Genomic DNA, 22,936 nt, shown 5'->3' with positions numbered 1-22,936 from the left:
TGAACCTGCAGCGCCACAACGCCTCTCACATGCAGGATGAAAAAGGCTCAATAGATGACCTGCGCCACTATATAGAAAAGACCGGATTGACTGGCGCTGAGCTTTTCAAGATCAAAGTAACGATATACAACGATGACGGCTGGTATCCAGATCTCACCCTTAAACATTCACTGGACTTCTATTCCGATTCCCACAGAGCGGTATTGACAGATGGAAAATGGAGGATTTTCAATCAGGACTACCTATCATTCCTAGACGAGCACTTGAGGTGCATCGAAACCGAGGATGTAGAGGATCCTTTCAAGATAATATCGGGTATCGAGGGTGAATTTAACGCTTCCGAGACGGTGCGACAGGCCGGTTATGAGACGGCCGATATGAATTTCGATATCGCAGCAATAAAATCGAAGACTCCGGTTGAGGCATGGGACCTAAAAAGGGAACGCACGGTATATGCCGTTAAATTCGGGCCAGCACAGAAGCTGGGGTACGCATGCGATCAGGCAACAACACTACTGAAGCTTTTTGCGAATCGCGCCACAGTCAAAGATATCCCGCAATTTGACCGCTATTGCCTATGGTTTGGGTACGCGTCCAAAACGTTGCCAAAAAGTATTGCCGACACCAACTCTATAATCCTCAAACAAAAGATCGACGCCTGGGCGAGGCTGTGTAGAGATGTCGGCAAAACGCCGGTACTAAAGATAAGCAAACACACCGACAGTCGGCAATTGGAGCTTTTCTGATGGGCGACGGTGCTGCATCTGTCGCCGTTCGTCGATGGCGAACTCATCACTCACCGTCATCCTCTCGACGATCTCGAGCTGACCTCCCGCGTCATCACGATCCCGGTGGCTGAACAGGAATCGGGGGGTGGTTGACCCTTCTGGCCAACATCTGAACACAGACACCGAGGAGTCTGCTCCCGCAACGGACTGTCCACCTGGCTGACAACGTCGCCGCTGGTGCGAACAGAGCTGTTCGTCGTCGGCCTTGGCGACGGTGAATGAGACGAAGGTTGCGAGCACCTGATCGATGAGAACTCTCGCCGATCAGCGAGCGCCCTCCTCGGGCGATGATGTCCGGCACTCTGAGCAGTCATGCCCCTCGCGCACTTTCATCATCGTTGACAGTTCTCGGATGTGTCAGGGAGAGCCCGATCAGGTTCGAGATGTTCTCGCCGGCAGTCGTTGTCGACAGATCGGTGTGCGGGCTCTACCGTGGATCGTAGGCCGCACAACACAATCGATCACCCCTCAAATTTGCTCGGCGATGCATACCCCTGATTGATATTTCAGCCGCTACAGGCTCCTCGACTTCGAACTCAGCCGAACCCCGAAATTCTTCGAATAGCGCGGCCACCATGGCTTTCCCGTGCCCACGGGACGGCCGATCGTCTATTCGACAAGGGGTCTTTGGGTGGGTAGTTCCAACCGATTCGTGGTCGCGCTCGATCTGGCGAGCGAACAGTACGTGTCCGCACCGTCGGATCCGGCCGATACTCGAGTGCGTGCGCTCAAACGTAAGAGCCTGACCGGGGACCGCACATTGGTGTGTGCCCTCTGCTATAGCGAGTCCGGCCGCCGGGTGCCCGTCGTGGTCCGCGCACGAGTGGCCGGAGAGCGTCGTCCGCACTTCGCTCACCCACCGGGATACGCCCCGCCCAGCGGGGAACATCACCCGGAAACGGTCTGGCACCTCAACGGTAAAGCGACCCTCGCTCGATGGGCACGCACACAGGCGGATGTCGTCGAGGTCCGCATGGAGGCATGGCTGCCCCAGCGTGAGCGTCGTTCCGATGTCCGTGTCGTATTCGTCAACGGCCGCGAGGTCGCCCTCGAAGTTCAGGGCGGTGCGTTGACCGACGAGGAATGGACGAGCAGGCACGACGACTATCGACGCAACGGTGTGGTCGATGTCTGGCTGTGGCATCCCGAAACCCGCCCACACTGGATAGTGCTGAGCGGCAACGACCCCGACAGCCCTCAGCAGCTGTGGTCGTTCGACCTCACCCATCGGTCGGTGACAGTGGCGGTCGGGGCACCACACCCACGCCACCTGACAGGAGTACACGACCGGTACGACCTCGCCTACCGAGTACCGCATCTGCCGCCGTGCGTCGGAGACGAACTCATCACTCACCGCCATGGCCTCGACGATCTCGAACTGACCTCCCACGGCATCACGATCCCGGCGGCCGTACAGGAATCGATCGCGCTCGAACTCCGACACGCACACCAACGGGCCGAGACACTCCGACAACTCGAACGTCGACGAGAACAAACGGCGGCGACGCCAGCTCCGAAGCCGACGCCGCGGACACGGACCGACGCTCGCGTCGGCGACAGTGCCATCAACACCGGCCGAACCAGCGTGGACCGTGCGGCGGTCGCTCACCTCGATTGGATCGAGCTCCAGAGCGAGTTCATGCGCGCCGGACATGCTCCCGCCTATCAGGACTCACCTCGGCTGAGGCGCCCCACCGGTCCGTACCAGCATGTGCAGTGCGGCAACTGCGGACACACCCTGCACCCGAACACTCCTCCCGCTGAGATCCAAACCTGCCCTCCGCCACGACCACCGACACCACAATTCACTCCGCGGACACCGAACGACCGACGACCCGCTCGACAGCGGCGACTGCCGGACCCTGACCAACTCCCGCTGTTCTGAACGGGCCATCCGCGTCCTACGACAGGATCCGGATCGAAGCAGACACCGCTATCCACTGATGACCAGCAGTTTTCGGTATTGCAGCGCGTTGGCGTACTGGTCGATACCCCCTCCGGACACCAGTGCTAACCCCACAAGGGGTGACGCCAACTATCGCGCACTGCTTGTCGGGGTGGTAGCGCACTTCCAGTTCCAGTGCCCGGTAGAGCTGGGCCTTGTCGATGGGGTTCGCTGCGGTCAGGACCGCCTTCACGTCGCCGAGGGACTCGATCAGTTTCCGGATTTCGGTCTCGGTGAGCGTCCGGATCTGCGGCAGACTCTTGATCTCGACCTCGGCGGCGGCCTTCTCGGCCTGGGCGGTGTTCATCGCCGCAACCAACGCTGTCGGGTCGACGCCCGCCTCTATCGCGGCCACCTGTTCGGCGATCCGGGTGATCGCGTTGTCGAGGTAGCGAGCGATGTCGCCAGCGGCCGCGGGGCGGATCATGAGTGCTCCGTGGATCGCTACTTCGTGGTAGCGATCTTCTCGTCGGCAAGCCCGGGATCGGAGGCGATGTTGTCGATCCGCATCCCCGCCGATGTCGGAGCGATCCTCGCGTCACTCGACGGAGCCCATAACCTCCCTACGGCGCCCTGCCAGTCTGTAACATGTTCTTGTTCGCTCCCGCATTATGCATCGTTTTACCTGCTGGGGACCGGTAGCGGGCCACGTTTCTGAGATATAAAGTGTTGCAAAAATGCGTGCACGCTACCCACGGGTCGAAGCAACAACTGAAGGAGAACCTTGACTCAGGATGTCGACGCGTTCGACGTCATCGTCGTCGGCAGCGGCGCCGCCGGTATGACCGCGGCGATGGCGGCGGCCGACAACGGACTGTCGGTCGTCGTGGTGGAGAAGGTGGCCCACTACGGAGGTTCGACCGCGCGCTCCGGCGGAGGCGTGTGGATTCCCAACAATCATGCCCTACAAAGGACACCCCCGACGAGGCCCGCACCTACCTTCGGTCCATAGTCGGCGACGCCGTCGCGCCCGAACGCATCGACACCTACCGCGGCCCCGAGGGTGTTCTCCTTCCTCACCCGAGTCAGCCCACTGCACATGCAATGGGTGCCCGGCTACTCCGACTACTATCCCGAAGCCCCCCGGGGACGCGCACACGGTCGATCGGTCGAGCCCACGCCGTTCAACGGCAGAAAGCTCGGCTCCGAACTCGCCAATCTCGAACCCGACTACGCCAAGGGTCCCCGCAACTTCGTGTTCACCCATGCTGCGCGCCGGACTCCTGCAAGCCGAGATCCCGCTGTGGCTCAATACCGCTCTGGTAGAACTGCAATAGGACGGCAACCGGATGACCGGTGTGACGATCGAGAAAGACGGTGCGCAGCGCATCGTCACCGCCCGCCGCGGCGTTGTCCTCGCCAGTGGCGGATTCGAGCACAACGAGCCGATGCGCAAGCAGTATCAGCGAGAGCCGACAGGTTCGGAGTGGGCCGTCGGAGCGAAAGCCAATACCGGCGACGGCATTCTCGCCGGACAAGCGCTCGGCGGGCCACGCCATCGATATCGAACAACACATGGGACTGCCCCCGGTTCGGTTGACCCCTGACCTGTGAGGATTTCCTCGCAGTGGAAGATCATCGACACGTCACCCGGGCGTTCGGAGGTTGTCGGCGGTCATCTCGTCGAGACAACCGCGTCAGGGATTCCGGTCGATGGCCGGTCCGCTATCTGCGGGTTCGTGTCGAAACCTGGGATCGGTAGGTGGCGCGCGCGGCATCTACCGATCCCAGACGTCCGCACGGCACCTCCGGATTGCCGATTTGTTCGACTTCGTCGAGGCGGACGCCGACTCCCGCCGCGGAAGGTCGACACACCCGAACTGGTCGTCCCGCTACGGCCGAACCGGGATCGGCTCCGCTCGGCTACACAATGTCGTAAGTCCCGGAGCAGGTGACCTGTTGGGGCACCAAGCCGCTGTTGCGGACGACGAAATCGGTGCGAATCGTCCCGGCGCCGGTCGGCGGGCTGAAGTTGATGGTGCTGCCGTTGCCGATCACGAACCCCACCGAGTCACCTCTGGTTTCCGATCCCGACGCACCGGTTGTCAGGTTCGTCCAGTTCAGTGTGACTTCTGTTCCGTACCCACCCCAGATGCTTCCACCCGCGTGAATGGTGAAGTACGGCGCGCCTTTGTACTGCGCCCCGATCACCTGACCCGAATACGGGAAGTCGACGATATTGGGGCTCAGTCCCCGGCAATAGGTAATGATTCGGCTCTCGCCGTCGGCCACTGCCGTACCGGCACTCGACCACGCGACGGCTGTCAGCACGGCAGCCGCCAGGGCCAGCCTGCCGATTGTGATCCGCGTCCCGTTTTCTCTCTGTGACGACATGTTCGGTACTCGCCTTTCATCGATATAGACGGACTCGCCGACACTACATACGTCCACCACGTGCCCCTATTTCGAAGGGCAGCAATCACTTCCGCCCGCATGCAGCGACGCCCCCGCCTGGAACCCCTGTTCATCTTCGCAGGTCGATCCATGTGGTCAACGGATGTGTCCCGCAACTCCGCCGCGACCGCGTCCGGTGGCGCGCCCTGACAACCCCGGCGGCCGGTGCGCCGCAGGCATTCTGAAGGCCGAAGTAGGATCGGCAGTGGCGTTTCCCGCTGGGGCAGTGGCAACAGATTCTTGGAGATAGGACACCGATGACGACTGGGATCACCGAAGACACCCCGTTGGTGGAGCCCCCGCAGGCGCCGCCTACGCGGGCAGAGCAGTTGCGAGCGGTGGCGACACTGATCAAGTCGGGTGGCCTCAAGCCGCTTGCCGTCTACGCGTACGGCCAGCAGAAGACGGCCGCGAAGAACGCGATGTACAAATATCTCGGCAAGGGTGTCGTGGCGGGGACGGCCGCGATGTACCGCGCACTCCTGCCGGCTGTGACCGCGTCCGGGGAAGGATCGTTGCGCGACAGGCTGATCGAGCTGGTCGAGCGACAGGCGGTGGTCATCCAAACGGCACCGCTGAGCAGGGTGGCCCTGACCTGGTTCGCGGCCGGCGCCCCGGCCGAGGCCAGCGCGGAGATGACCAAGGCCGCTATGTTCCGCATGGGATTGAACTATTACTACCGTCAGCCGTTCGAGGAACTGTTCGCGACCGAGGAGGGCCGCGCGGTGCTCGGCGACGATAACGTCCCCGCAGCCGTCGCGCAGTTGGTCGGCCCGGTCGCCTACGGGCGGCTGGTCGGTGCCGCTCGAACCACCCACAGCGACCATGTCCGCATCGTCGATGAGTTCCTCGCCTCCCACCAGGCACCGGTGGCCGACACCGACATCGCGGCCGAGTCGAGCGACACCGACGCCGCCGCGGAGTCCTGACGCGAGACCCGATTGCCATGAGCGGCCCGCGATTCCGGTCCGCTCATGACGATCCGAGAAGTGACCGACCATATCGTTCCCGGCCAGCTCGGGACGATCGGGCGGGGAGAGCCCTGAAGACCACGATCGAGGGCGACCACACGGGCTTCGGTCACGGCGACGAACGCGTCCGGAATCCCTGCGATGCCATCGTCGTCATGCCTTCCTGGTCGTTATCCGTGTTCGGCGGGAAGGGTCGGCGATGCGATCGACGGGACCGCAGCACTCGCCCCAGCCGGGCCAGGAATCCGGTCGTAGGCTTCGAATGCGTTGCGGCCCAATTTGTTGGCGGTTGCACTGTCGGTTCCTCGGCAACATCCTCGGTACCCATTCGCGGCGGCGCGTACAGGATGACCGCACCGTCCTCGATACGGTCGAGCCCGAATCCGGCCAGCCACATCCGCAACAGTGGCGTATACGGATTCGGAAGATCCGCGAAGGACAATCCCGCCGGTACCTCGCCCTCGGGTACGCGGAGTTCGAGCTCGGCCGCCCTGTTCCACCGTGCGTGCTGCCGCACCTCCCTGGGAGGCCGAAACTCCCTGTCCGTGAACCGGGTCGCGGGCACCAGCCGGTCAGCGTCGGCGAGTTCGCTCTCGTAATGACGCCAGCTGTCGTCGAAGCGAGATTCGAGCTCGTAGGGAAGTCCCGATAACGTCGGCCCTTCCGCGTGAAACGCGCGATTTCCGACCCGCCAGATCAACCTGTCGACGGTTCCGAGCCCCCAAACCCGCAGTCTCGCGACGATTTCCCACGCGTACTCCTCGGCCTCCACCATCGCGTCGACCGCATCGTCGAGCGCGAGTACCTGCTCGCGGCTAGGTGCGATCTCGATGGTCGACGCCGGGTCGTCGCCCCTCCCACGACATGTGCGGCAGGTCCAGGCGCCTTCCTCCCAATCGCCGTCCAAGCCACAGGTGTATTTCATCTTGTAGCCCTTACCGCCGCATTCACCGCACGGTCGAGTGTGCAGAAAGCGACGCCCGGGACTATCGAACAGTCTCAGTGAGATTCCGTGCCGCGACGACGCGATATCTCCTTCGGCACGCTCTCCCTCGGCACGCGGGCGGCGCGGCGGGTCAGGAAATCCATTCGTGAATTCCCGGTAATCGATCTCCGCATCCCCGCCACTCATCCGATCAGGGTACTCGATTCCCGCAATACCCGCGCGATGTCGAGATGTCGGCCGACCGCTCCCGCAGACCGAGCGTCTCACTCGTCGCGCCAAACGTTTTCGCGGCGAACCGGAGCAGTTCAAACTCTGGCAATCCCGGCACGAGACTCTGACGGTACGGTTTCGGGCCCCGATGTCGTCGTCACCGTGAAAGGAGTCCGAACGGATGGATCGCCGGAGCGACGGGGTCAGCCGGCGCAGTGTGCTGCTCGGAGTCGGCGGCGCGGTGGCATTGACCGCGCTGGCGCGACCGACGCGGGGCGGCACGAACACGCCAACGGATCCCGCCGATCCCGAAGAGCGTGGGAAACGGGCGGACCTGGCGGAACAGGCGATCGTGGAACGGCATGTGCGCACGCTCTGGGGTCTGCCGCAGCGACAGTTGGGTGTGCTCGTGTGGCCCGCTTCCCTGGCGGAACAGTCGTTCGGGCGGTGGTGTTACTGGTGGCAGGCCCACTTGCTCGACTGTGCGGTGGACGCCGCGTACCGCGACCCCACTGCCGAACGCGTCGACCGGGTCGCCGCCCTCGCGCGTGGCATCCGCACCCGGAATATCACCGGCTGGACCAACCGCTACTACGACGATATGGCGTGGCTGGCACTGGCACTCGAACGCGCCGATCGGCTGCTCGGTGTCCGGTTCGTGGACGCGGTGGCGGATCTGAGGGCCGCGCTGATCGACGGCTGGAACCCGGACGTCGGAGCGCTGCCCTGGCGTTCCGGCGACGACTATTACAACACCCCCGCGATCGGTCCGACCGGGATCGCCATGGCTCGTCTCGGTGAGCTCCGCCGCGCCGGACAACTCGCCGACTTCCTGCACACCCGCTTGCGCGACACCTACAGCGGACTGATCCTCGACGGCGTCCGCGAACCGGGCGGACATGTGAATCGGACCGTTCACACCTACTGCCAGGGCGTGGATATCGGCTTGGAAACCGAACTGGCAATGCGCACCGGCGAATCGGACCACCGCGACCGGGTGGCGACCCTCGTCGCCGCGACCGAGGACCACCTCACCGACGCAGGGGTCATCACCGCGGCCTCCGGCGACGACTCCGGGCTGTTCATGGGCATACTCGCCCGATATCTCGCCGAAGCCGCACTGACCCTCGGGAACACCACCGCCGCGCGAATCGTGCACACCTCCGCCCAGGCCGCCTGGCGAAATCGCGCGGTGGTCGACGGACTACCGCTATTCGGCGCGGACTGGACCCGCGCGGTCCCGGTCCGGGAGTATCCGGGAACCCTTCTCCAACTCGTCGATTCCCCCGCTCCGACGTCGGCGAACCTGAGCCGTGACCTCTCGGTGCAGTTGAGCGCGTGGATTTTGCTCGAGGCGGATTACCGCCTCACCGCCGCGGGACGCTGAGGTCACGCCGAATCAGGCTATTCATCGACGGCGAGCGGGGTCTCGATGACTCAGGGTCCCGGAAAAGTCGGGTTTCAGCAGGTCAGCAGTAGTTCGATGGGCCGGTTGAAGTCGTGGGCGTGGTGTCGTAGGGCGGCGGCGATGTTGGTGTGGCCGGCCAGCCGTAGCAGGCTGATGGCGGTGTTGGGGAGGGTGGCCATGACCTGGGGTGCGTCGCCGGTGCGGATCTGGCTGCGGTCCTCGTCGAAGGTGGCGTCGCGGACCCAGTGGGTGCGGTTCTCTATCGCCCAGTGCCCGCGCAACCATGCGGCTGTCTGAGGGGTTTCGCTTCGGCGAGAGTAAGGCTGGTGATCGCGTACACCGTTTCGCGGGTTCGTTTGCCGGTCTTGCGGTTGGTGCGGGTCCGGTTCAGCCGCAGGGCTTGGGCGGCGCCGGGGAACCCGATACCGTCGGCAAGTTCGGTGGCCTTCAGAGTGCGGGTGTCACGACGGCCGTGACCGTGCTCGGTGCTGGTATCGAGCACCGGAACAATGTGCCAGCGAATAGATTTCAGCTTCCTACGCAAAGTTGGCTGGTTGGCCTTGACGGTGAGCGCGTAGTGACCACCGCGGTCACGGATCGTCTGCGCGGTCTCACGCCGGCAGTGCATCGCATCGGCGGTGATCACTGCTCCGGTGATGTCCACAACACCGAGAATTGCCTGCAAGCACGGTATTTCGTTGGTCTTGGCACCGACAGCGACCTGCGCGAGGACGACCCAAGTGCGCTGACACAACCCCGGTTTCTTCGGTAGCGACTAGCTGAGACCTGCGTCGAAGCGCAGGCAGAACATCACGTGGGCGCCCGAGGCGATTGCCGAAGGGACCGGCCCGTGAAACAGGTCGGTCCCCTGGGTTATCTCATTTGTTCTGACTCACACCGAGGCGCTGCACGTCAGACATATGTGAACGGAACTCCGACACTCGTACCGGCCGGGGTGGTGACGGCGACTTGGACCGTGCCCGTTCCGGGCGGAGAAACCGCGAGAATCAGCGAGTCGGACAGCACGAAGAAGAACGTCGCCGGAGTGGCGCCGAACGTGACCGCGGTCGCACCGGTGAATCCGGTGCCGTTGAGTACGACGAAAGTTCCTCCGGTTACCGAACCCGTATTGGGACTGATCGAGGTCACCGTGGGAGCTGCCAGATAGGTGAAAGGCAGCCCGTTACTCGAACCCACCGCGGTGGTGACCGTCACCGGCACCGTGCCCGCACCCGGCGGAGCTACCGCGATGATCTGCGAGTCCGATACGACGGTGAACGAAGTCGCGGGTGTGGCGCCGAAATTGACGCCCGTCGCGCCGGACAAGCCGACACCGGTAATCGTGACCGTCGTTCCTCCGGCTTGCGGTCCCACCGCCGGATGCAAGAACAACAGAATCGGCACGAGCACATACGTATAGGGAAGCCCATTACTCGCACCCGCCACGGTGATGACCGTGACCGGCACCGTGCCGATTCCCGGAGGTGCGACCGCGGTGATCTGCGTATCCGAGTCGACCGTGAACGAGGTCGCGGGAAGAATACCGAAGAACACCGCGGTGGCTCCCGTGAACCCGGTGCCGGTCAACGTGACCGTTGTCCCACCGGTCACCGGCCCCGATGTCGGGCTGATCGACGTCAGCGTGGGAACGGGCAGATATGTGAACGACACTCCGGCACTGGTACCGGCCGCGGTGGTGACGGTGACCGGCACCGTGCCCGTCCCGGGCGGAGCGATCGCGATAATCCGGCTGTCCGAAAGGACGAAATAGAACGTCGCGGGAACGGCACCGAAAGTTACCGCGGTAGCGCCGGTGAATCCGGTGCCGGTCAACGTGATCACAGTTCCCCCGGTTACCGGCCCGGAGTTCGGAACGATCGAAGTCACGGTGGGAACTCCGATATAGGTGAACAACAGCGCGTTACTCGTCCCGGTCGCCGTGGTAACCGTCACCGGCACGGTGCCGACACCGGCGGGGGCGACAGCGGTGATGTGCGTATTCGACACGACAGTGAACGAAGTCGCCGGTGTGGCACCGAATTTCACCGCCGTGACACCCGACAGGTTCGAGCCGGAAAGAGTGACGGTCGTTCCCCCGGTCTGCGGACCTCGGGTGGGATTGATCGAAATCAACGAGGGAATTACGACATAGGTATACGGGACCCCGTTACTCGTTCCGCTCGCGTTGGAGACGGTCACCTGCACCGTGCCCGTCCCCGGTGGAGCAATCGCCGTGATCTGTGTATCGGAATCGAGCGTGAAAGTGGTTGCTGTCGAACCGAAGTGGACTGTGGTCGGACCGGAGAACCCGGTACCGGTGATTACCACGCTGTTACCTCCGGAAGTTGGACCGGAGGTCGGTATTACAGAAGTGATAGTAGACATGGCTGTCTCCTCGATGGGCATCGCGGATGTAGAGATTTACTCTTGCGCCGAGTTGCCGAGACTTGCTGTGGCACGGCAATATCCAGTAAGGCCCCTGGACCGGGCCGGTGGCAATGTATTTCGCGATCCGTTTAGGTCCGTTTTCGCATTTACCGACGGTGTCCAGGTCGACTATTGTTCTGACGAGGTCGGAGATCCGCCGAGTTTGTGCACATGGGCGTGACATGGTTCGGCCACTACCGCCTCGAGCGACTGCTCGGCAGCGGCGGTACGGGCCGGGTCTGGCTCGCGCGCGACACCCGAACCGATCGGGACGTGGCGCTGAAGGTGCTCGCGGCCGAGCTGGGCGCCGACGCCAGGTAGCGACAGCGCTTCACCAGGGAAGCGCGCCTGGCCGCCCAGCTGCGCGGCCCGCACACCGTGCCGATCCACAGTTTCGGCGAGCTGAACGGCCGCCTATACCTGGACATGGAGTTCATCGAGGGAATCGACGGAGCCATGTTGCTGCACCGGCAGGGGCGGCTGGCTCCCGAACCGGCGGTTCGGATCATCATGCAGGCCGCCGCCGCGCTGGACGCGGCACATCGCATCGGTCTGGTGCACCGCGACGTCAAACCGTCGAACCTGATGGTAACACCGAGCGGGTTCGTCTATCTGATCGATTTCGGCACCGCCACCCGCGCCGGCCAGCCCCCGATCACCGCCAACGACCAGGTAATAGGCACCCTCGGTTACCTGGCGCCGGAGCGGTTCGACGGCGCAGCAGAGCCGCGTTCGGATCAGTACGCGCTCGCGTGTGTGCTCTACGAACTGCTCACTCATCGGCGGCCGTTCGGCGACGGTGATTCGCCCCAGCAGATGCGCGCCCATCTGATGGCGGCGCCACCGGTGGCGAGCGACCTGGTCGCTGCCGTGCCCGCGGCGCTGGACGCGGTGATCGCCCGCGGCATGGCCAAGAATCCGAGCGAACGTTGGTCCAGTGCGGGAGAATTCGCGGCCGCGGCCTATGCCGCGGCGACAGGACAGGATGTGTCCACGGCCGAGATCGCACCGCGGGTCGCTCCCACGACCTCGAGCGCATCGGTCGCGCACCCGGCGACAGTCCGCGCGTGGGCGCCGCAGTATGCCGCACGTCCGCTTCCGACCCGAAAAGCCACACGCCCGAGGACGTCCGTCCCGGTGCGCCAGCGGCCGCGACTCGCCTTCGCGGCATTGGCCGCTCTCACCGCGGTGATCTGCGGGGCCCTCTGGCTCGGCAGGCCCGGCGCCGCCGGACCGAATCCGCCACACCGACCACGCGGCCCGGCGCCATCACGACAGTCCCCGCGTTGCCCACCGCGGCACCGATCGCCGCGCCACCGGTAATGGCCGCACCGACGGCCGGGCAACCGTGCGATCCTGTCGTGCCCGGCGCTGGACTCGACGGCGAAGGCGCGCCGCTGCATTGCGCCGGCTCCGGCGGCGGCGCGAGTTGGACCCAGGTACCGCCGCAGCCCCTTACCGGCGATTCGCAGAAAAACATGCCCGAGAACGACACCTCCGTCCCGACCCAGGTAATCGGCTCGGGCCACGGCACTTCCGGCAACGGCAACGCGAATGCCAACGGCAACGGCAACGGCAACACGAACGGCAACGGCAACGGGAATGCCAATGGCAAGGGCAAGCCGGTCAAGTAGCGGGTAGTCGGTGCTGGCCGGACGATGACGCCGGGTCCGATCGGATCGGTCCGGTGACCTCGGGCGGTCACCGACGGCGAATGTCGCGCGGTCGATGACCAAGGCGACCCCTACCCCTGGCGCTCAACGCACCGATCGCGCGACCAGTGCTGCGGCGGGGTCGGCCTCGCCGCGCTGATGAGCGGCATGCGGGCGACCCGCCTGGTTCAGGAATCACGTGCGCATCCCGGTCCGGGATATCGATCACCGTCCGGATTCGTCTCACCGCCATAGTCTGCCGGTCGGCGTCGCCGGGACCTCCGGTGCGCCACGTCGAACGTCGCCACATCCCGCGGATCGCCGGTCACCGGGCATAGGGTGAGATCGCTCTCTCGCACCACGAGCCGGATGTTCTCGGATCCGCGGTCACACGGAAGTGCTCGCAGAAGCCGGTTCGGATCGACCGCACGATCTCCTGCTCGTTCTCAGATGGCCACCCGGTGTTGTCCTTGTGTCCGCGGCGATCGTGCTGTCCGGTCGCTGCCTCGGATGTCACCTCGGATGAAGGGTCGGTATGCGCAACGGAAAGCTCGCCTTGGTCGTGGCTTCGACGGGAGTTGTTCTGATGGTCGGCGCGGGGGGAAGCGTCGCGCCCCCGGCGGTGGCGCGGCCGCCGCTCTCGGAGGTGGCCGGAGGGGAGATCCTGCGGGCCGAGGGTGCGCCACTGGCGCTGTCCGTCCCCGGCCCGTCCGGTGCGATTCCGGCGAGGTCGACGCGCCTGGTCTACACCAGCAGCGATGCTCACGACGCGCCGACCACGGTGGTGGGCACCTACCTGGAGCCGACGATGCCGTGGACCGGACCCGGCCCGAGGCCGCTGATCGCCTACGCAGGCGGCACCCAGGGCCAGGGCCCCGAATGCGCGCCCTCGGCGATGATGAGCCAGATCGTCCGGCTCCAGCCGCCGGTCGACATGGTGTTCGAATACGACGTCATCGCGATCTATCAACTGCTCTCCGCCGGGATGGCGGTGGTGATGACCGATTACCACGACTTCGGCGTCCCCGGAATCCACGATTTCCTCAACCGCAAGACACAGGGCTACGCGGTACTGGACTCCGCGCGCGCCGCGCTGCGCATGTCCGGCCTCGGTCCCGACTCGCCGGTCATCATCTACGGCTACTCCCAGGGCGCCATGGCCTCCGCGGCCGCGGCCGAACTGCTGTCCGGTTACGCCCCGGAACTGAACGTGCGCGGCGCCTACGTGGGCGGGCCGCTCACCGGGCCGCAAGAGTACATCGCGCGCAGCGACGGCCGCCCCGGCGTCGCCCCGGCCATCGCGTGGATACTCAACGGCATTGCCGAGGACTATCCCGAGGTCCGCGCGGAACTCGACGCCGTGCTCAACGACACCGGCAAAGCGATCATGCGCGACTCGATCGGCCGCTGCGGCGGCGGTTTGTCCGGTGTGTTCGCGCAGCCACAGGACACGGCCCGATGGACGACGAGCGGTCAGCCGCTTCCGGTCGTGATCGACAACTCCCCGGAATTGAAGCGGGTCTTCGACGAGCAGCGCCTCGGCACGGCCACCCCGTCGGTTCCGGTCCGTGTCTACTCGGCCGTCAACGACGGCGTCACCTACCCGGCCGTGCGCACCATGGCGGCGAACTGGTGTGGCGGCGGCGCGGCCGTACAACTGATCGCCGATCGCGGTGTGCCCGCGTCCCCGGCCGCTCTCGACACTCACGATCTGGCCTTCTTCCCCTCGCTGACGACCTCGCAGCCGTGGATGATCGAGCGCCTCGCCGATGTTCCACCGCCGGCGAACTGCGCCGCCCTGCCCTGACCCGGGGCATCGCGATATATCGCCGCGTTCACCACCGCGTCGCAGGTTGTCGATCTCTGCGGACGCGTCTCGAAAAGGTTGCGGGAGCGCATTGTAAAAATCTGCCAGGACGGCCACACGCGCAGGGCGACGACGGATCCATCCGAATCGACATCAGCCGCCACCATCTCCGCGGGCGATGCGACGGTCGGCGCCGTCGTCGAAACTGGCCGCGGCGGACTGGGTCAACCACGACGTCCATATCGACGGCTGCCCGAGACCAGCGACGACGCCTGTTTAGCGGGCGATGGACTGGCTGGGTTCGGTGACCGACGACCTGGAACGGCAAGTGTTCGACCAGGTCGCGACCCTGTTGAACCTCGAAGTTGATCTGTTGATCTCGACACGAACTCCACCCGTCGCGAACGGCACCCCGGCGGCCGGCACCCGTGCCGGCATGGCGATCACCTGCAGCGGTTTGGTCGCGAACTCCACCTCGTCGCCGATCCCGGCATCGCGGCAACGGTCCCGTATCACTGGTCCAGGATTCGAGAATGTAGAGCTCGTGGTCGATCAGGGCATGCCCGTGCCGGACGCATACGCCAGGAACACCCGATCTGACAGTTCTCGATCCTGCCGGCGGTGCCGGAGTACTGGCGTTGCACCCCAGCAGGTTTCACGCCCTTCTTCAAAATCCTGTGTCATGGCCGACCACGACCGCAGCCGGGTCGCCGAGATGCTCGACCACATACCCGCGCACGTCGTCACGGACACCGTCGACGTCCCCAATCAGCTTTCCGCAGAACCGCTGCATCCCGTCCGGGCACACCTCACCAGCACGTTCGGCCTGAGTCCACCCCCGGCTTGGGGATCGGCACCCGCCGCGCGGGCAACGGCCGCCACCGCTCATATTTGGCGCACCGCTCTCGACCGGTTACGACTTCGAGCCGGTGACCGGGCAGCCGTGGGCGAGGGGGCCGAGCAGCGCGCCATTGTCGTAGAAGTGTTCGAGCTCGAGGATGCGGAGGTCGTCGCTGACTCTGGCGATTGTGACGCCGAACATCTCGACCAGCTCGCCGGTGGGCTGGTGTTCGCGGTACGGGCCGTCGTAGTTGCCCCAGTGCCGCCAGCGGAAGACGACATTCGGCGGGCCCGCCATTACTTCCAGTACCTCCCAGAAGAATCCGTTCGGCATCGCCGTGTGGAAAATGTGGTGCGAGCTCTCGAAGGTCTCGTTCTCGGCGTCGTAATATGGGTTGTCGCCAATCAGGATGTTATAGCTACCGATTCGCGCGAATTCCTCGGCGTCTCGCCACGGTCCGCCGTTGACGCGGCCACGGTAGTGTTCGGCCACAAGTGAGACCCAGGTCGCCGGATCCTTCTTGTGTGAGATCTCCATCTCGAACACCCGGACCAGGTCTTCGACGATCGCCTCGAGCGATCCCGGCGCGTGTTGGGTGGTTCGCTCGCGCGGGACGGTGAGCTCGGTCAGGTGGTAGTCCGGCGCTCCGTCGCGCCAATCCTCGGGCTCAGCCGCCGCGACCACGGCATCGCGGCCTCGCAGCCACAGTGGTGTTTCCGCGGCCGACGTCGAATCTGTTGCATCAACTGTCATTTCGTTCTCATCCCCGTAGGCTGTGTCGGACGCGAAGACGTTAACAGCAGACCATCCCGTTGTCACGATGGGCAGACGTGACCGCTCGGAAGCTATTGCGCAACTGAGACATCCGCCCGACCGTGCGTGTGATGGGCACATAAGGAGGCGTCGTCGATGGGTCTCGAAGTTGTCCCTTCATGCACTCCAGCAAACCGTGATGTGACGGAAGCCACTGTCCCCGTGGCGCTTTGCGGCACGCCCGGCCAGACATCACCGATAACGTGTGGGCCGACAGACTGCTTCAAGGTTCACGACCAAAGCCGATCGGTAGTGGGGATCGAGTGCTGCACATTTACCATTTCAGCTATGGGTGGCTGACGCCCGTGCTGGCCTATCTCATGTCCTTCGTCGGATCATTGCTCGGATTGCAGTGCGCCGCCCGCGCCCGTGCGGGTGAGCACCGGGCGCTCTGGCTCGTACTGGCCGCGTCCGCCATCGGCGGCACCGGCATCTGGGTCATGCATTTCATTGCGATGCTGGGGTTTTCGATCCAGGATGCGCAGATCCGCTTCGACGTGCCGATCACGCTGTTGAGCGCGGCCACCGCCATCGTCGTGGTCGGTATCGGCCTGACGCTTGTGCAGGCGCCCCGGCCGCGTCCGCCGGCGCTCGGGGCGGGCGGCGCGATCACTGGTCTCGGCGTCGGCGGTATGCACTACATGGGCATGTACGCGATGAAATCCGACGCGACGATCGGCTACGACTGGCGGCTCGTCACGCTGTCGCTGATGATCGCGGTCATCGCCGCCACCGCAGCGCTGTGGTTCACCGTGCACGTGCGTGGCATGACCGCCGCCGTCGGCGCGGCGTTGATCATGGGCGTCGCGGTCTGCGGCATGCATTACACCGGAATGGCGGGAATGCACGCGCACCGCGGTCATCACAGCGCCCCGACTGGCACCGACCCGCTGGCCATGCTCGCACCGCTGATCGTCGTCATCAGCCTGGTCACGATGTTGTTGCTCATCGCGGTCAGCCTGACCTCGATCGAACGCGACATCGACCTTCCGCCCATGCAGCCAGCGGCCGTGCGTCCGGTCACCGACGATATCGCTCCTCCGCCGAAAGGTTCGCCTTCCGGAATCGGATACCCCCTATCGGGCGGGTGATCCAGGCGCGGTTGTGACAGTTCGGCGCTCCACCTGTTGGCACCGGCGCAGTGCTCGTTTGTAGAACTCGGTTGCATTCGGGATGGCGGAATTTTTCGAGGTGAATGAGACCGCTCGGTGTTATATGTCGCGTGGGTTGCCTGGTTCTCCTGTTCGGCTCGGTTGATCCATGCTGCCTGGGGTAGGCCGATGATCTTCGGAGGTACGGCTGCAAATATGGTCAAGTCACCGGCAAATGCCTTTCCGGATACATCTGTACCCATTGCCTGACTCATGCCCGTGAACAGGGAATTCGCGGCCGGAGGTATGTCACCTATTAATATCTGGGTAAGAGTGGCACCTACGAGCACCTTTGTAAGCCAGTCCGAGATCGTTGTGCGGATTTCGGGTTTCTCTGTGATGTCGATTTTCGCGGTGACCTGCCGCCACCTTCGGGCGTCGAACGAGTACCCGGGGTAGGACCGCCTGGTCGAGTCATGATTCCTGCCTCCGAATCGCAGTGGGTATTCGCTGATACCGCGTGCCTTTTCAAGTGGAGTGAGCTGCCCGGGACGTACACCTCCGGCGCGCGGTGTCGCCGGTGACTCGATCACCGTTTTCACGGCCTCGTCCTTGTACTCCGGCGAGTACTTCTGCGATGCCCGCTGGATTGTCCGACGCGCGGCTAGTTGCCCGATATCAGTCCCTCGTCCTGCAATATGGCTCGAATCTCGGACGGCGCGGTATCAACCGAGGGCAGGACCAGGTCGTCGGCGACCTGCTCCGTACCGGGCACCGCGGCACCACCGCGGCGGACGGTATCGCGCATCCGGTCGAGGATGTCGGTGAAGGCCGCGTCGTCGTCGGTGTCGGCCACGTCCAGTAATTGTGCGTCGAGGGTGTCGAGTTCGGCGATTTCACGCGCGGTGACTCGGTATCGACCCTCGCCGTCGATACGGATGATCATGATGTCCCTCCGCTCGTGCCTATCCCTATCCGTCGACTGTCGTGGGCGTCGGTGTCGTGCGGTAGGTGCATTGGTGCCCGATATCGGGGTCGTCGGTCGATTTCCATGTTCGGTCACCTGTGGTGACCTTTGGCTCTGACCATCGTCGTGGCCGCGGTGGCAAAGTCCCGGCTATGGGTATACGACATGTCACGGAACCAGGTGTTCTGCAGATCTCGGTCGGGCGCCATGTGTCGGCCGGCGGCGCCGACTACGCTCGCGAAAAGATCGGCCACGCCCTGTCCTTCGCTCCCGAGCCGGTGCTGACGGCGCGCGTGCGGCTGACCGGGCACGGGGATCCGGCGGCCGTGAATCCGATCACCGCCCAGGCGAATGTGAACATGGGCGGCCGCGGTGTGCGGGTACAGGTCGTCGCCGCGACCACGCGGGAGGCGGTCGACCTGCTCGAGGCCCGGCTCAAAGAGCGCTTCGAGCGACTGACCCGGCACTGGGAGGCCATCCGAGGACGCCGCCCGGAGCCGGGGCCACACGAGTGGCGCCATGATGCCCCGCCGCGGACCCCGCTGCCCTACTTCCCGCGACCGCGCGAGCAGCGCGAGGTGGTGCGGCACAAGTCCTTCGCGCTGGCCGAGGAGACCTGCGAGGAAGCCGCGTTCGACATGGAGTTGATGGACTACGACTTCCACCTGTTCACCGAATCCGGCAGCGGTGTCGACAGCGTGCTGTATCGCAGTGGCGACGGTTACCGGCTCGCTCAGCTGGAACCACGGCCGGATGCGGTCACCGGTGGCAGTGTGCCGATCACCGTCAGCCCGGTGCCCGCGTCGGTGGCCGATGTCGAGGAGGCGGTCGCGCGGCTGGAATTGACCGGGTGGCCTTTCGTATTCTTCCGCGACCGGGATCGCGACCGCGGCTGCGTCCTCTATCACCGCTACGACGGCCACTACGGCCTGCTCACGCCCGCCGCCTGAAGTCGCGGGGTCGTGTGCTGGAGGAGGCCGCGGCCCTGGCCCGCGACCGGACCGGAAAGGACATCGCCCGACCATGACCGTGCTGCGCATCATCGCAGGCAGTGCCAACCCCGGGCTGGCCGCGGCCATCGCGAACTATCTGGGCGCGAGCCCACCGGAGACCGTCCTGAAGCGATTCCCGGACGGAGAATTGCGCCCGACGGTCGACAATGTCGGCGGCAGCGACGTCTATGTCGTGCAACCCACCCCGCCTCCGGTCAACGACCACTTGGCCGAATTGCTGTTGCTGCTCGATGCGTGCCAACGCGCTCGCGCCGCCCGCATCACGGCGGTGGTGCCGTATCTCGGCTACGCCCGCCAAGACCGGCGTACGCGCGCGGGACAGGCCCTCGGAGTCGCGGTGTTCACCCGGGCCATCGCGGCGGCGGGCGCGCAGCGGCTGATCGTCGTCGATCCGCACACCCCGGTCCTCGAGGCGATCTGCCCCATCCCCACGGAGACGCTGACCGCCGTCCCCACCCTGGCTCAGGAGATCGCCCTGTCCGAGCGAGTGATCGTCGCTCCGGACGAGGGCGCGGTGAAGCTGGCCGAACAGTACGTGCGAGGATCGACGAATCTCCTTGCGGTGGTGCGCAAACGACGCGAGAGCGGCACCACGGTCTCCGCGCTGGAGCTGATCGGCGAGGTGCGGGGCAGGTTGCCGGTGCTCATCGATGACATGATCAGCACCGGTGCCACCATCGAGACCGCGCTCGGGCTGCTGCGCGTGCGCGACGCCGCCCCCGATGTGACCGTGGCGGCCACGCACGGGGTCTTCGTGCACGGCGCGGTCGGCCGCCTGCACCGACTCGGTCTGCGGCGTGTGCTGGTCACCGACACCATCGCGCACCGGCAACTGCCATCGGAATTCCAGGTGTGCTCGATCGCGCCGCTGCTGGCCGAAGCGATCGCGGCCATGCACACCGATGGCGCGTTGCGCTCGCCGCCGAGCACCGCGTAGGCGTTCCCGGCCGGCCGGGCGGGCATTGTCGGCTCGGGTTGGTGACGGGACGAAAGTCATTACAGCAGGTGACACGCTGCACTCACCCGTTACCGCCGAAAGGCGAATCGTAGAAGTCGGCTCGAACACAATCGGAAGGGAGTCGAGCGATGGAAGCCTTCGGGATGGTTATGTTGCTGGGACTTGCGGCCCTGATCGTGTCGCGCATCGTGGTCCGGTATCTGGAGATGGCGCGTGAATTCTCCGCGGTCGCGCTGGTGGTGCTGGGGATCGCGACGACGTGGATCACCGATTTCGATCTGTTCGCGGCGTGGGGTCTGACCGTCCGCAATCACGCCTTGGGCATCGTGTTCACCGGTCTGGTCATCGCCGGTGTCGGCTACTTCTGGCAGCCGCTGCTCGGGTTCTTCGAGGGCTTGGCCCGCAGGCAGGTGGACGAGGCGGAAACGTTGGAGAAGAGCCAGGGTCTGCGTCGGGTCGCATAGCCGCGCGGTAGCGTCGGCGAGGGTGCCCCGGGCATCCTCGCCGACGGCTACGGCTCACCCGGCGGGTGGGCAAAGTCCACGATCGGCGTGACCTTGTGCTCTTCTGTGTGCGCCGGTGGGGGAGCAATGGTGATGAAGTCCATGTCTTTCGAGCAGGAGGTAGACCGTGACAACAGCCAAGGAGATTATGCACGCGGGCGCCCGGTGGGTCTCGCGCGAGGACACCCTCGAACACGCGGCCCAGTTGATGAAGGAACTCGACGTCGGCGTACTGCCGGTCAGCGATGAGAACGAACGGCTGTGCGGAATCATCACCGATCGCGATATCGTCGTGAAATGTATTGCCCTCGGCCATGATCCAGCGAAGACCACATGTGCGGACCTGTGCGAGGGAACCCCGCGGTGGATCGACGCGAACGCCGAGGTCGACGAGGTGTTGCACGCGCTGGAGAATCACCGGATCAAGCGGCTGCCGGTGATCGAGAACAAGAAATTGGTCGGTATGATCAGCGAGGTCGACATCGCGCGGCATTTGAGCGAGGAAAAGATCGCCGATTATGTGGAAGGCGTGTACGCGGGTCGATAGCGACAGCTGTATCGAGTGCGATTTGTTCGGCCCGGACGCCCGGACCCCCACGTGATTCTGATAGCCGGAGGAAATCATGAACGTCGTCACCGCCGTTGTCCTCACCGCTGTGGTGGTGCTGCTGATCGTCGCGGCACTGTCGATTCGGGTGGTGTTCCAATTCCAGCGGGGTGTGTTGTTCCGGCTCGGGCGCGTGGTCGCGGTCCGGGAGCCCGGGCTGAATTTCATCGTTCCGGTCATCGATCGGATGCGGAAGATATCGATGCGCATCGTGACGATGCCGATCCAGTCGCAGGGCATCATCACTCGGGACAACGTCAGCGTGGATATCTCCGCTGTGGCCTACTTCCGGGTCATCGATGCCGAGAAGTCGGTGGTCGCGATCGAGAACGTGTACGCGGCCATCGATCAGATCGCTCAGACCACGCTGCGCAAGGTGGTCGGGCAACACACCCTCGATCAAGCGCTCGCCGAGACCGACACCATCAACGCCGACATTCGGAAGATCCTCGACACCACCACGCTGGAATGGGGCGTCGAGGTCACGCTCGTCGAGCTCAAGGACATCCAACTGCCCGACACCATGAAGCGGGCGATGGCACGGCAAGCCGAGGCGGAACGGGAGAAGCGAGCCAAGATCATCGCGGCGGAGGGCGAATCCCTTGCTGCCGCCGCACTCGGCGACGCCTCGGACACGATGGTGGCCCACCCGCTGGCACTGCAACTGCGCAACTTGCAGACCCTGGTGGAATTGGGCGTCGACAAGAACACGACCGTCGTTTTCCCGGCCCCGCTGATGAGCGCTATCAGCGATATCGGCGAGTTCTTCGCCCGCGAAACCGCCGCCGCGTCATCGGCCATCGGCCAATCGGCGCCGACGAGTCGACCGGCGGTGGCACCCAGCGGAGCCGATGACGCCCGACGCAGGCAACCCGCGGACCCGCATATCCCGGCGAAGGTCACGGGCTGACCGGTATTCCCACGACCCGAAATCGCGCCGGCGAGAGGCGCTTCGGACCGATACGATCGTGCGCGAAACGCATCCGCCCGCCTGCCGTGCATCGTCACGATCCACGGCAGGGGGTGTCGATTCAGGTGCGGGCGGGCAGGAGTTCGGCGATGAGGGCTTGCACGCGTGTGCGGATCTCGTCGCGGATCGGTCGCACCGCCTCCACGCCCTTGCCCGCGGGGTCCTCGAGTTGCCAGTCGCGGTAGCTCACGCCGGGCAGGACCGGGCAGCTGTCCCCGCAGCCCATCGTGATCACCACATCGGAGGTCTCCACCGCGTCGTAGGTGAGTTGTTTCGGGAACTGGGCGGTGATATCGATGCCGACCTCGTCCATCGCGGCCACCGCGGCGGGATTCAACGACTCGGCCGGGGCGCTGCCCGCCGAGCGGACCTCGATCTCCCCTTCGGCGAGATGGGTCAGGAAACCGGCGGCCATCTGCGAGCGTCCGGCATTGTGGACGCAGACGAACAGCACACTGGGCTTGGAAGTCATGATCGGTGCTCCTTCTACACGTGGGACAGCTTCTCGGGGTCGGTGTTCTCGTGGGGGACCACCACGTTGTCCGCGCTCGCGGCGCTGCCGGGATACAGCCACACGACCAACCCCAGCCCCAGCACCGCGCCGAGGACCTGCGCGCCGACGAAC

Annotated in this window: 23 protein-coding genes and 3 pseudogenes; 16 read left to right on the top strand and 10 right to left on the bottom strand. The window is 64.9% G+C overall.

Going from position 1 to position 22,936, the window contains the following annotated elements; translation table 11 throughout:
• The 3 genes from APZ21_RS34735 to APZ21_RS14405 form a co-directional block, all read left to right on the top strand.
• Nucleotides 1–746: hypothetical protein (locus APZ21_RS34735; RefSeq protein ID WP_162240338.1), on the top strand; the 746-nt coding region annotated here is incomplete at its 5' end.
• A gap of 9 nt (nucleotides 747–755) precedes the next feature.
• On the top strand, nucleotides 756–881 hold the full coding sequence (locus APZ21_RS35990; RefSeq protein WP_275426206.1) for a hypothetical protein: 126 nt from the start codon (nucleotides 756–758) through the stop codon (nucleotides 879–881).
• A gap of 538 nt (nucleotides 882–1,419) precedes the next feature.
• On the top strand, nucleotides 1,420–2,673 hold the full coding sequence (locus APZ21_RS14405) for a competence protein CoiA family protein (protein ID WP_054813818.1): 1,254 nt from the start codon (nucleotides 1,420–1,422) through the stop codon (nucleotides 2,671–2,673).
• A gap of 16 nt (nucleotides 2,674–2,689) precedes the next feature.
• Here APZ21_RS14405 and APZ21_RS14400 read toward each other — a convergent pair whose 3' ends face one another.
• A complete protein-coding gene (locus APZ21_RS14400; protein WP_054813817.1) occupies nucleotides 2,690–3,160 on the bottom strand; it encodes a hypothetical protein in 471 nt (156 codons plus the stop codon).
• Between the two features lie 354 nt (nucleotides 3,161–3,514).
• Here APZ21_RS14400 and APZ21_RS32975 point away from each other — a divergent pair.
• Nucleotides 3,515–4,220 (top strand): annotated as a pseudogene (locus tag APZ21_RS32975) (FAD-binding protein); the annotation flags it as partial.
• Between the two features lie 376 nt (nucleotides 4,221–4,596).
• Here the strand turns inward: APZ21_RS32975 and APZ21_RS14385 are convergent.
• Nucleotides 4,597–5,124 (bottom strand): hypothetical protein, encoded by a 528-nt coding sequence (locus APZ21_RS14385; protein WP_156371071.1) that lies wholly within the window; start codon nucleotides 5,122–5,124, stop codon nucleotides 4,597–4,599.
• Between the two features lie 341 nt (nucleotides 5,125–5,465).
• Here APZ21_RS14385 and APZ21_RS14380 point away from each other — a divergent pair, with 341 nt between their 5' ends.
• Nucleotides 5,466–6,056: a hypothetical protein gene (locus APZ21_RS14380; protein WP_054813813.1), complete on the top strand. Its 591-nt coding sequence runs from the start codon at nucleotides 5,466–5,468 to the stop codon at nucleotides 6,054–6,056.
• 151 nt (nucleotides 6,057–6,207) lie between these two features.
• On the opposite strand, the gene APZ21_RS14375 is transcribed toward APZ21_RS14380, so the two are convergent.
• A complete protein-coding gene (locus APZ21_RS14375) occupies nucleotides 6,208–7,023 on the bottom strand; it encodes a hypothetical protein (protein WP_054813812.1) in 816 nt (271 codons plus the stop codon).
• 412 nt (nucleotides 7,024–7,435) lie between these two features.
• On the opposite strand from APZ21_RS14375, the gene APZ21_RS14370 reads away from it, so the two are divergent.
• On the top strand, nucleotides 7,436–8,641 hold the full coding sequence (locus tag APZ21_RS14370) for a glycoside hydrolase family 76 protein (protein ID WP_082393107.1): 1,206 nt from the start codon (nucleotides 7,436–7,438) through the stop codon (nucleotides 8,639–8,641).
• Nucleotides 8,642–8,715: 74 nt separating this feature from the next.
• Here the strand turns inward: APZ21_RS14370 and APZ21_RS14365 are convergent, their stop codons facing one another.
• From APZ21_RS14365 to APZ21_RS14355, 3 genes are all read right to left on the bottom strand, one after another.
• On the bottom strand, nucleotides 8,716–8,943 hold the full coding sequence (locus tag APZ21_RS14365) for an ISAs1 family transposase (RefSeq protein WP_054813811.1): 228 nt from the start codon (nucleotides 8,941–8,943) through the stop codon (nucleotides 8,716–8,718).
• Nucleotides 8,922–9,416: an ISAs1 family transposase gene (locus APZ21_RS14360; RefSeq protein WP_054813810.1), complete on the bottom strand. Its 495-nt coding sequence runs from the start codon at nucleotides 9,414–9,416 to the stop codon at nucleotides 8,922–8,924. Before APZ21_RS14360 ends, APZ21_RS14365 begins: the two co-directional genes overlap by 22 nt.
• 158 nt (nucleotides 9,417–9,574) lie before the next feature.
• Nucleotides 9,575–11,047: an IPT/TIG domain-containing protein gene (locus tag APZ21_RS14355; protein WP_082393106.1), complete on the bottom strand. Its 1,473-nt coding sequence runs from the start codon at nucleotides 11,045–11,047 to the stop codon at nucleotides 9,575–9,577.
• 213 nt (nucleotides 11,048–11,260) lie between these two features.
• On the opposite strand from APZ21_RS14355, the gene APZ21_RS34030 reads away from it, so the two are divergent.
• From APZ21_RS34030 to APZ21_RS14340, 4 genes and pseudogenes are all read left to right on the top strand, one after another.
• Nucleotides 11,261–11,410, top strand: coding sequence for a hypothetical protein (locus APZ21_RS34030; protein ID WP_156371070.1), 150 nt, complete (start codon nucleotides 11,261–11,263; stop codon nucleotides 11,408–11,410).
• Between the two features lie 15 nt (nucleotides 11,411–11,425).
• Nucleotides 11,426–12,412 (top strand): annotated as a pseudogene (locus APZ21_RS14350) (serine/threonine-protein kinase); the annotation flags it as partial.
• The gene (locus tag APZ21_RS14345; RefSeq protein ID WP_156371069.1) at nucleotides 12,376–12,723 is read left to right on the top strand and encodes a hypothetical protein; all 348 of its coding nucleotides are present in this window, start codon (nucleotides 12,376–12,378) and stop codon (nucleotides 12,721–12,723) included. The pseudogene APZ21_RS14350 and the gene APZ21_RS14345, both read left to right, overlap by 37 nt.
• Before the next feature lie 553 nt (nucleotides 12,724–13,276).
• Nucleotides 13,277–14,548 carry a lipase family protein gene (locus APZ21_RS14340; RefSeq protein WP_082393104.1) on the top strand — a complete coding sequence of 424 codons (1,272 nt, stop codon included), beginning with the start codon at nucleotides 13,277–13,279 and terminating at the stop codon, nucleotides 14,546–14,548.
• A 399-nt stretch (nucleotides 14,549–14,947) separates the two neighbouring features.
• Here APZ21_RS14340 and APZ21_RS14335 read toward each other — a convergent pair.
• A pseudogene (locus APZ21_RS14335) lies at nucleotides 14,948–15,386 on the bottom strand (IS701 family transposase); the annotation flags it as partial.
• Between the two features lie 75 nt (nucleotides 15,387–15,461).
• Nucleotides 15,462–16,208 carry an ester cyclase gene (locus APZ21_RS14330; protein WP_239476628.1) on the bottom strand — a complete coding sequence of 249 codons (747 nt, stop codon included), beginning with the start codon at nucleotides 16,206–16,208 and terminating at the stop codon, nucleotides 15,462–15,464.
• 257 nt (nucleotides 16,209–16,465) lie between these two features.
• Here APZ21_RS14330 and APZ21_RS14325 point away from each other — a divergent pair, with 257 nt between their 5' ends.
• Nucleotides 16,466–17,293: an MHYT domain-containing protein gene (locus APZ21_RS14325; protein WP_082393103.1), complete on the top strand. Its 828-nt coding sequence runs from the start codon at nucleotides 16,466–16,468 to the stop codon at nucleotides 17,291–17,293.
• A 664-nt stretch (nucleotides 17,294–17,957) separates the two neighbouring features.
• Here APZ21_RS14325 and pspAA read toward each other — a convergent pair.
• Nucleotides 17,958–18,239: a PspA-associated protein PspAA gene (gene pspAA, locus APZ21_RS14320; RefSeq protein ID WP_054813805.1), complete on the bottom strand. Its 282-nt coding sequence runs from the start codon at nucleotides 18,237–18,239 to the stop codon at nucleotides 17,958–17,960.
• Between the two features lie 173 nt (nucleotides 18,240–18,412).
• Between pspAA and APZ21_RS14315 the strand changes: the two genes are divergently transcribed.
• From APZ21_RS14315 to APZ21_RS14295, 5 genes are all read left to right on the top strand, one after another.
• Complete coding sequence (locus APZ21_RS14315) at nucleotides 18,413–19,210, top strand: ribosome hibernation promotion factor (RefSeq protein ID WP_239476627.1); 798 nt, start codon at nucleotides 18,413–18,415, stop codon at nucleotides 19,208–19,210.
• 73 nt (nucleotides 19,211–19,283) lie between these two features.
• Nucleotides 19,284–20,210 (top strand): ribose-phosphate diphosphokinase, encoded by a 927-nt coding sequence (locus APZ21_RS14310; protein ID WP_054813804.1) that lies wholly within the window; start codon nucleotides 19,284–19,286, stop codon nucleotides 20,208–20,210.
• A gap of 149 nt (nucleotides 20,211–20,359) precedes the next feature.
• Nucleotides 20,360–20,695, top strand: a complete 336-nt coding sequence (locus APZ21_RS14305) for a hypothetical protein (RefSeq protein WP_054813803.1) — start codon at nucleotides 20,360–20,362, stop codon at nucleotides 20,693–20,695.
• Nucleotides 20,696–20,861: 166 nt separating this feature from the next.
• The gene (locus APZ21_RS14300) at nucleotides 20,862–21,281 is read left to right on the top strand and encodes a CBS domain-containing protein (protein ID WP_054813802.1); all 420 of its coding nucleotides are present in this window, start codon (nucleotides 20,862–20,864) and stop codon (nucleotides 21,279–21,281) included.
• A 76-nt stretch (nucleotides 21,282–21,357) separates the two neighbouring features.
• Nucleotides 21,358–22,251, top strand: coding sequence for a slipin family protein (locus APZ21_RS14295; RefSeq protein WP_054813801.1), 894 nt, complete (start codon nucleotides 21,358–21,360; stop codon nucleotides 22,249–22,251).
• 121 nt (nucleotides 22,252–22,372) lie between these two features.
• On the opposite strand, the gene APZ21_RS14290 is transcribed toward APZ21_RS14295, so the two are convergent.
• Nucleotides 22,373–22,783 carry an arsenate reductase ArsC gene (locus APZ21_RS14290; protein WP_054813800.1) on the bottom strand — a complete coding sequence of 137 codons (411 nt, stop codon included), beginning with the start codon at nucleotides 22,781–22,783 and terminating at the stop codon, nucleotides 22,373–22,375.
• Between the last annotated feature and the right edge of the window lie 153 nt (nucleotides 22,784–22,936).

The sequence above is a fragment of the Nocardia arizonensis genome, assembly GCF_001310275.1.
GTDB lineage: Bacteria > Actinomycetota > Actinomycetes > Mycobacteriales > Mycobacteriaceae > Nocardia > Nocardia arizonensis.
The sequence above is the reverse complement of the archived record's forward strand: the minus strand, read 5'-3'. Positions and strand labels throughout refer to the sequence as shown.

Bases quoted from the DNA above. Each gene is read 5' to 3' on its own strand.
- pspAA (WP_054813805.1), bottom strand. From the start codon at position 18,239: ATGATCATCCGTATCGACGGCGAGGGTCGATACCGAGTCACCGCGCGT.
- APZ21_RS14375 (WP_054813812.1), bottom strand. From the start codon at position 7,023: ATGAAATACACCTGTGGCTTGGACGGCGATTGGGAGGAAGGCGCCTGG.
- APZ21_RS14290 (WP_054813800.1), bottom strand. From the start codon at position 22,783: ATGACTTCCAAGCCCAGTGTGCTGTTCGTCTGCGTCCACAATGCCGGA.
- APZ21_RS14400 (WP_054813817.1), bottom strand. From the start codon at position 3,160: ATGATCCGCCCCGCGGCCGCTGGCGACATCGCTCGCTACCTCGACAAC.
- APZ21_RS14310 (WP_054813804.1), top strand. From the start codon at position 19,284: ATGACCGTGCTGCGCATCATCGCAGGCAGTGCCAACCCCGGGCTGGCC.
- APZ21_RS14305 (WP_054813803.1), top strand. From the start codon at position 20,360: ATGGAAGCCTTCGGGATGGTTATGTTGCTGGGACTTGCGGCCCTGATC.
- APZ21_RS14315 (WP_239476627.1), top strand. From the start codon at position 18,413: ATGGGTATACGACATGTCACGGAACCAGGTGTTCTGCAGATCTCGGTC.
- APZ21_RS14355 (WP_082393106.1), bottom strand. From the start codon at position 11,047: ATGTCTACTATCACTTCTGTAATACCGACCTCCGGTCCAACTTCCGGA.
- APZ21_RS14340 (WP_082393104.1), top strand. From the start codon at position 13,277: ATGCGCAACGGAAAGCTCGCCTTGGTCGTGGCTTCGACGGGAGTTGTT.
- APZ21_RS14295 (WP_054813801.1), top strand. From the start codon at position 21,358: ATGAACGTCGTCACCGCCGTTGTCCTCACCGCTGTGGTGGTGCTGCTG.
- APZ21_RS34030 (WP_156371070.1), top strand. From the start codon at position 11,261: ATGGGCGTGACATGGTTCGGCCACTACCGCCTCGAGCGACTGCTCGGC.
- APZ21_RS14370 (WP_082393107.1), top strand. From the start codon at position 7,436: ATGGATCGCCGGAGCGACGGGGTCAGCCGGCGCAGTGTGCTGCTCGGA.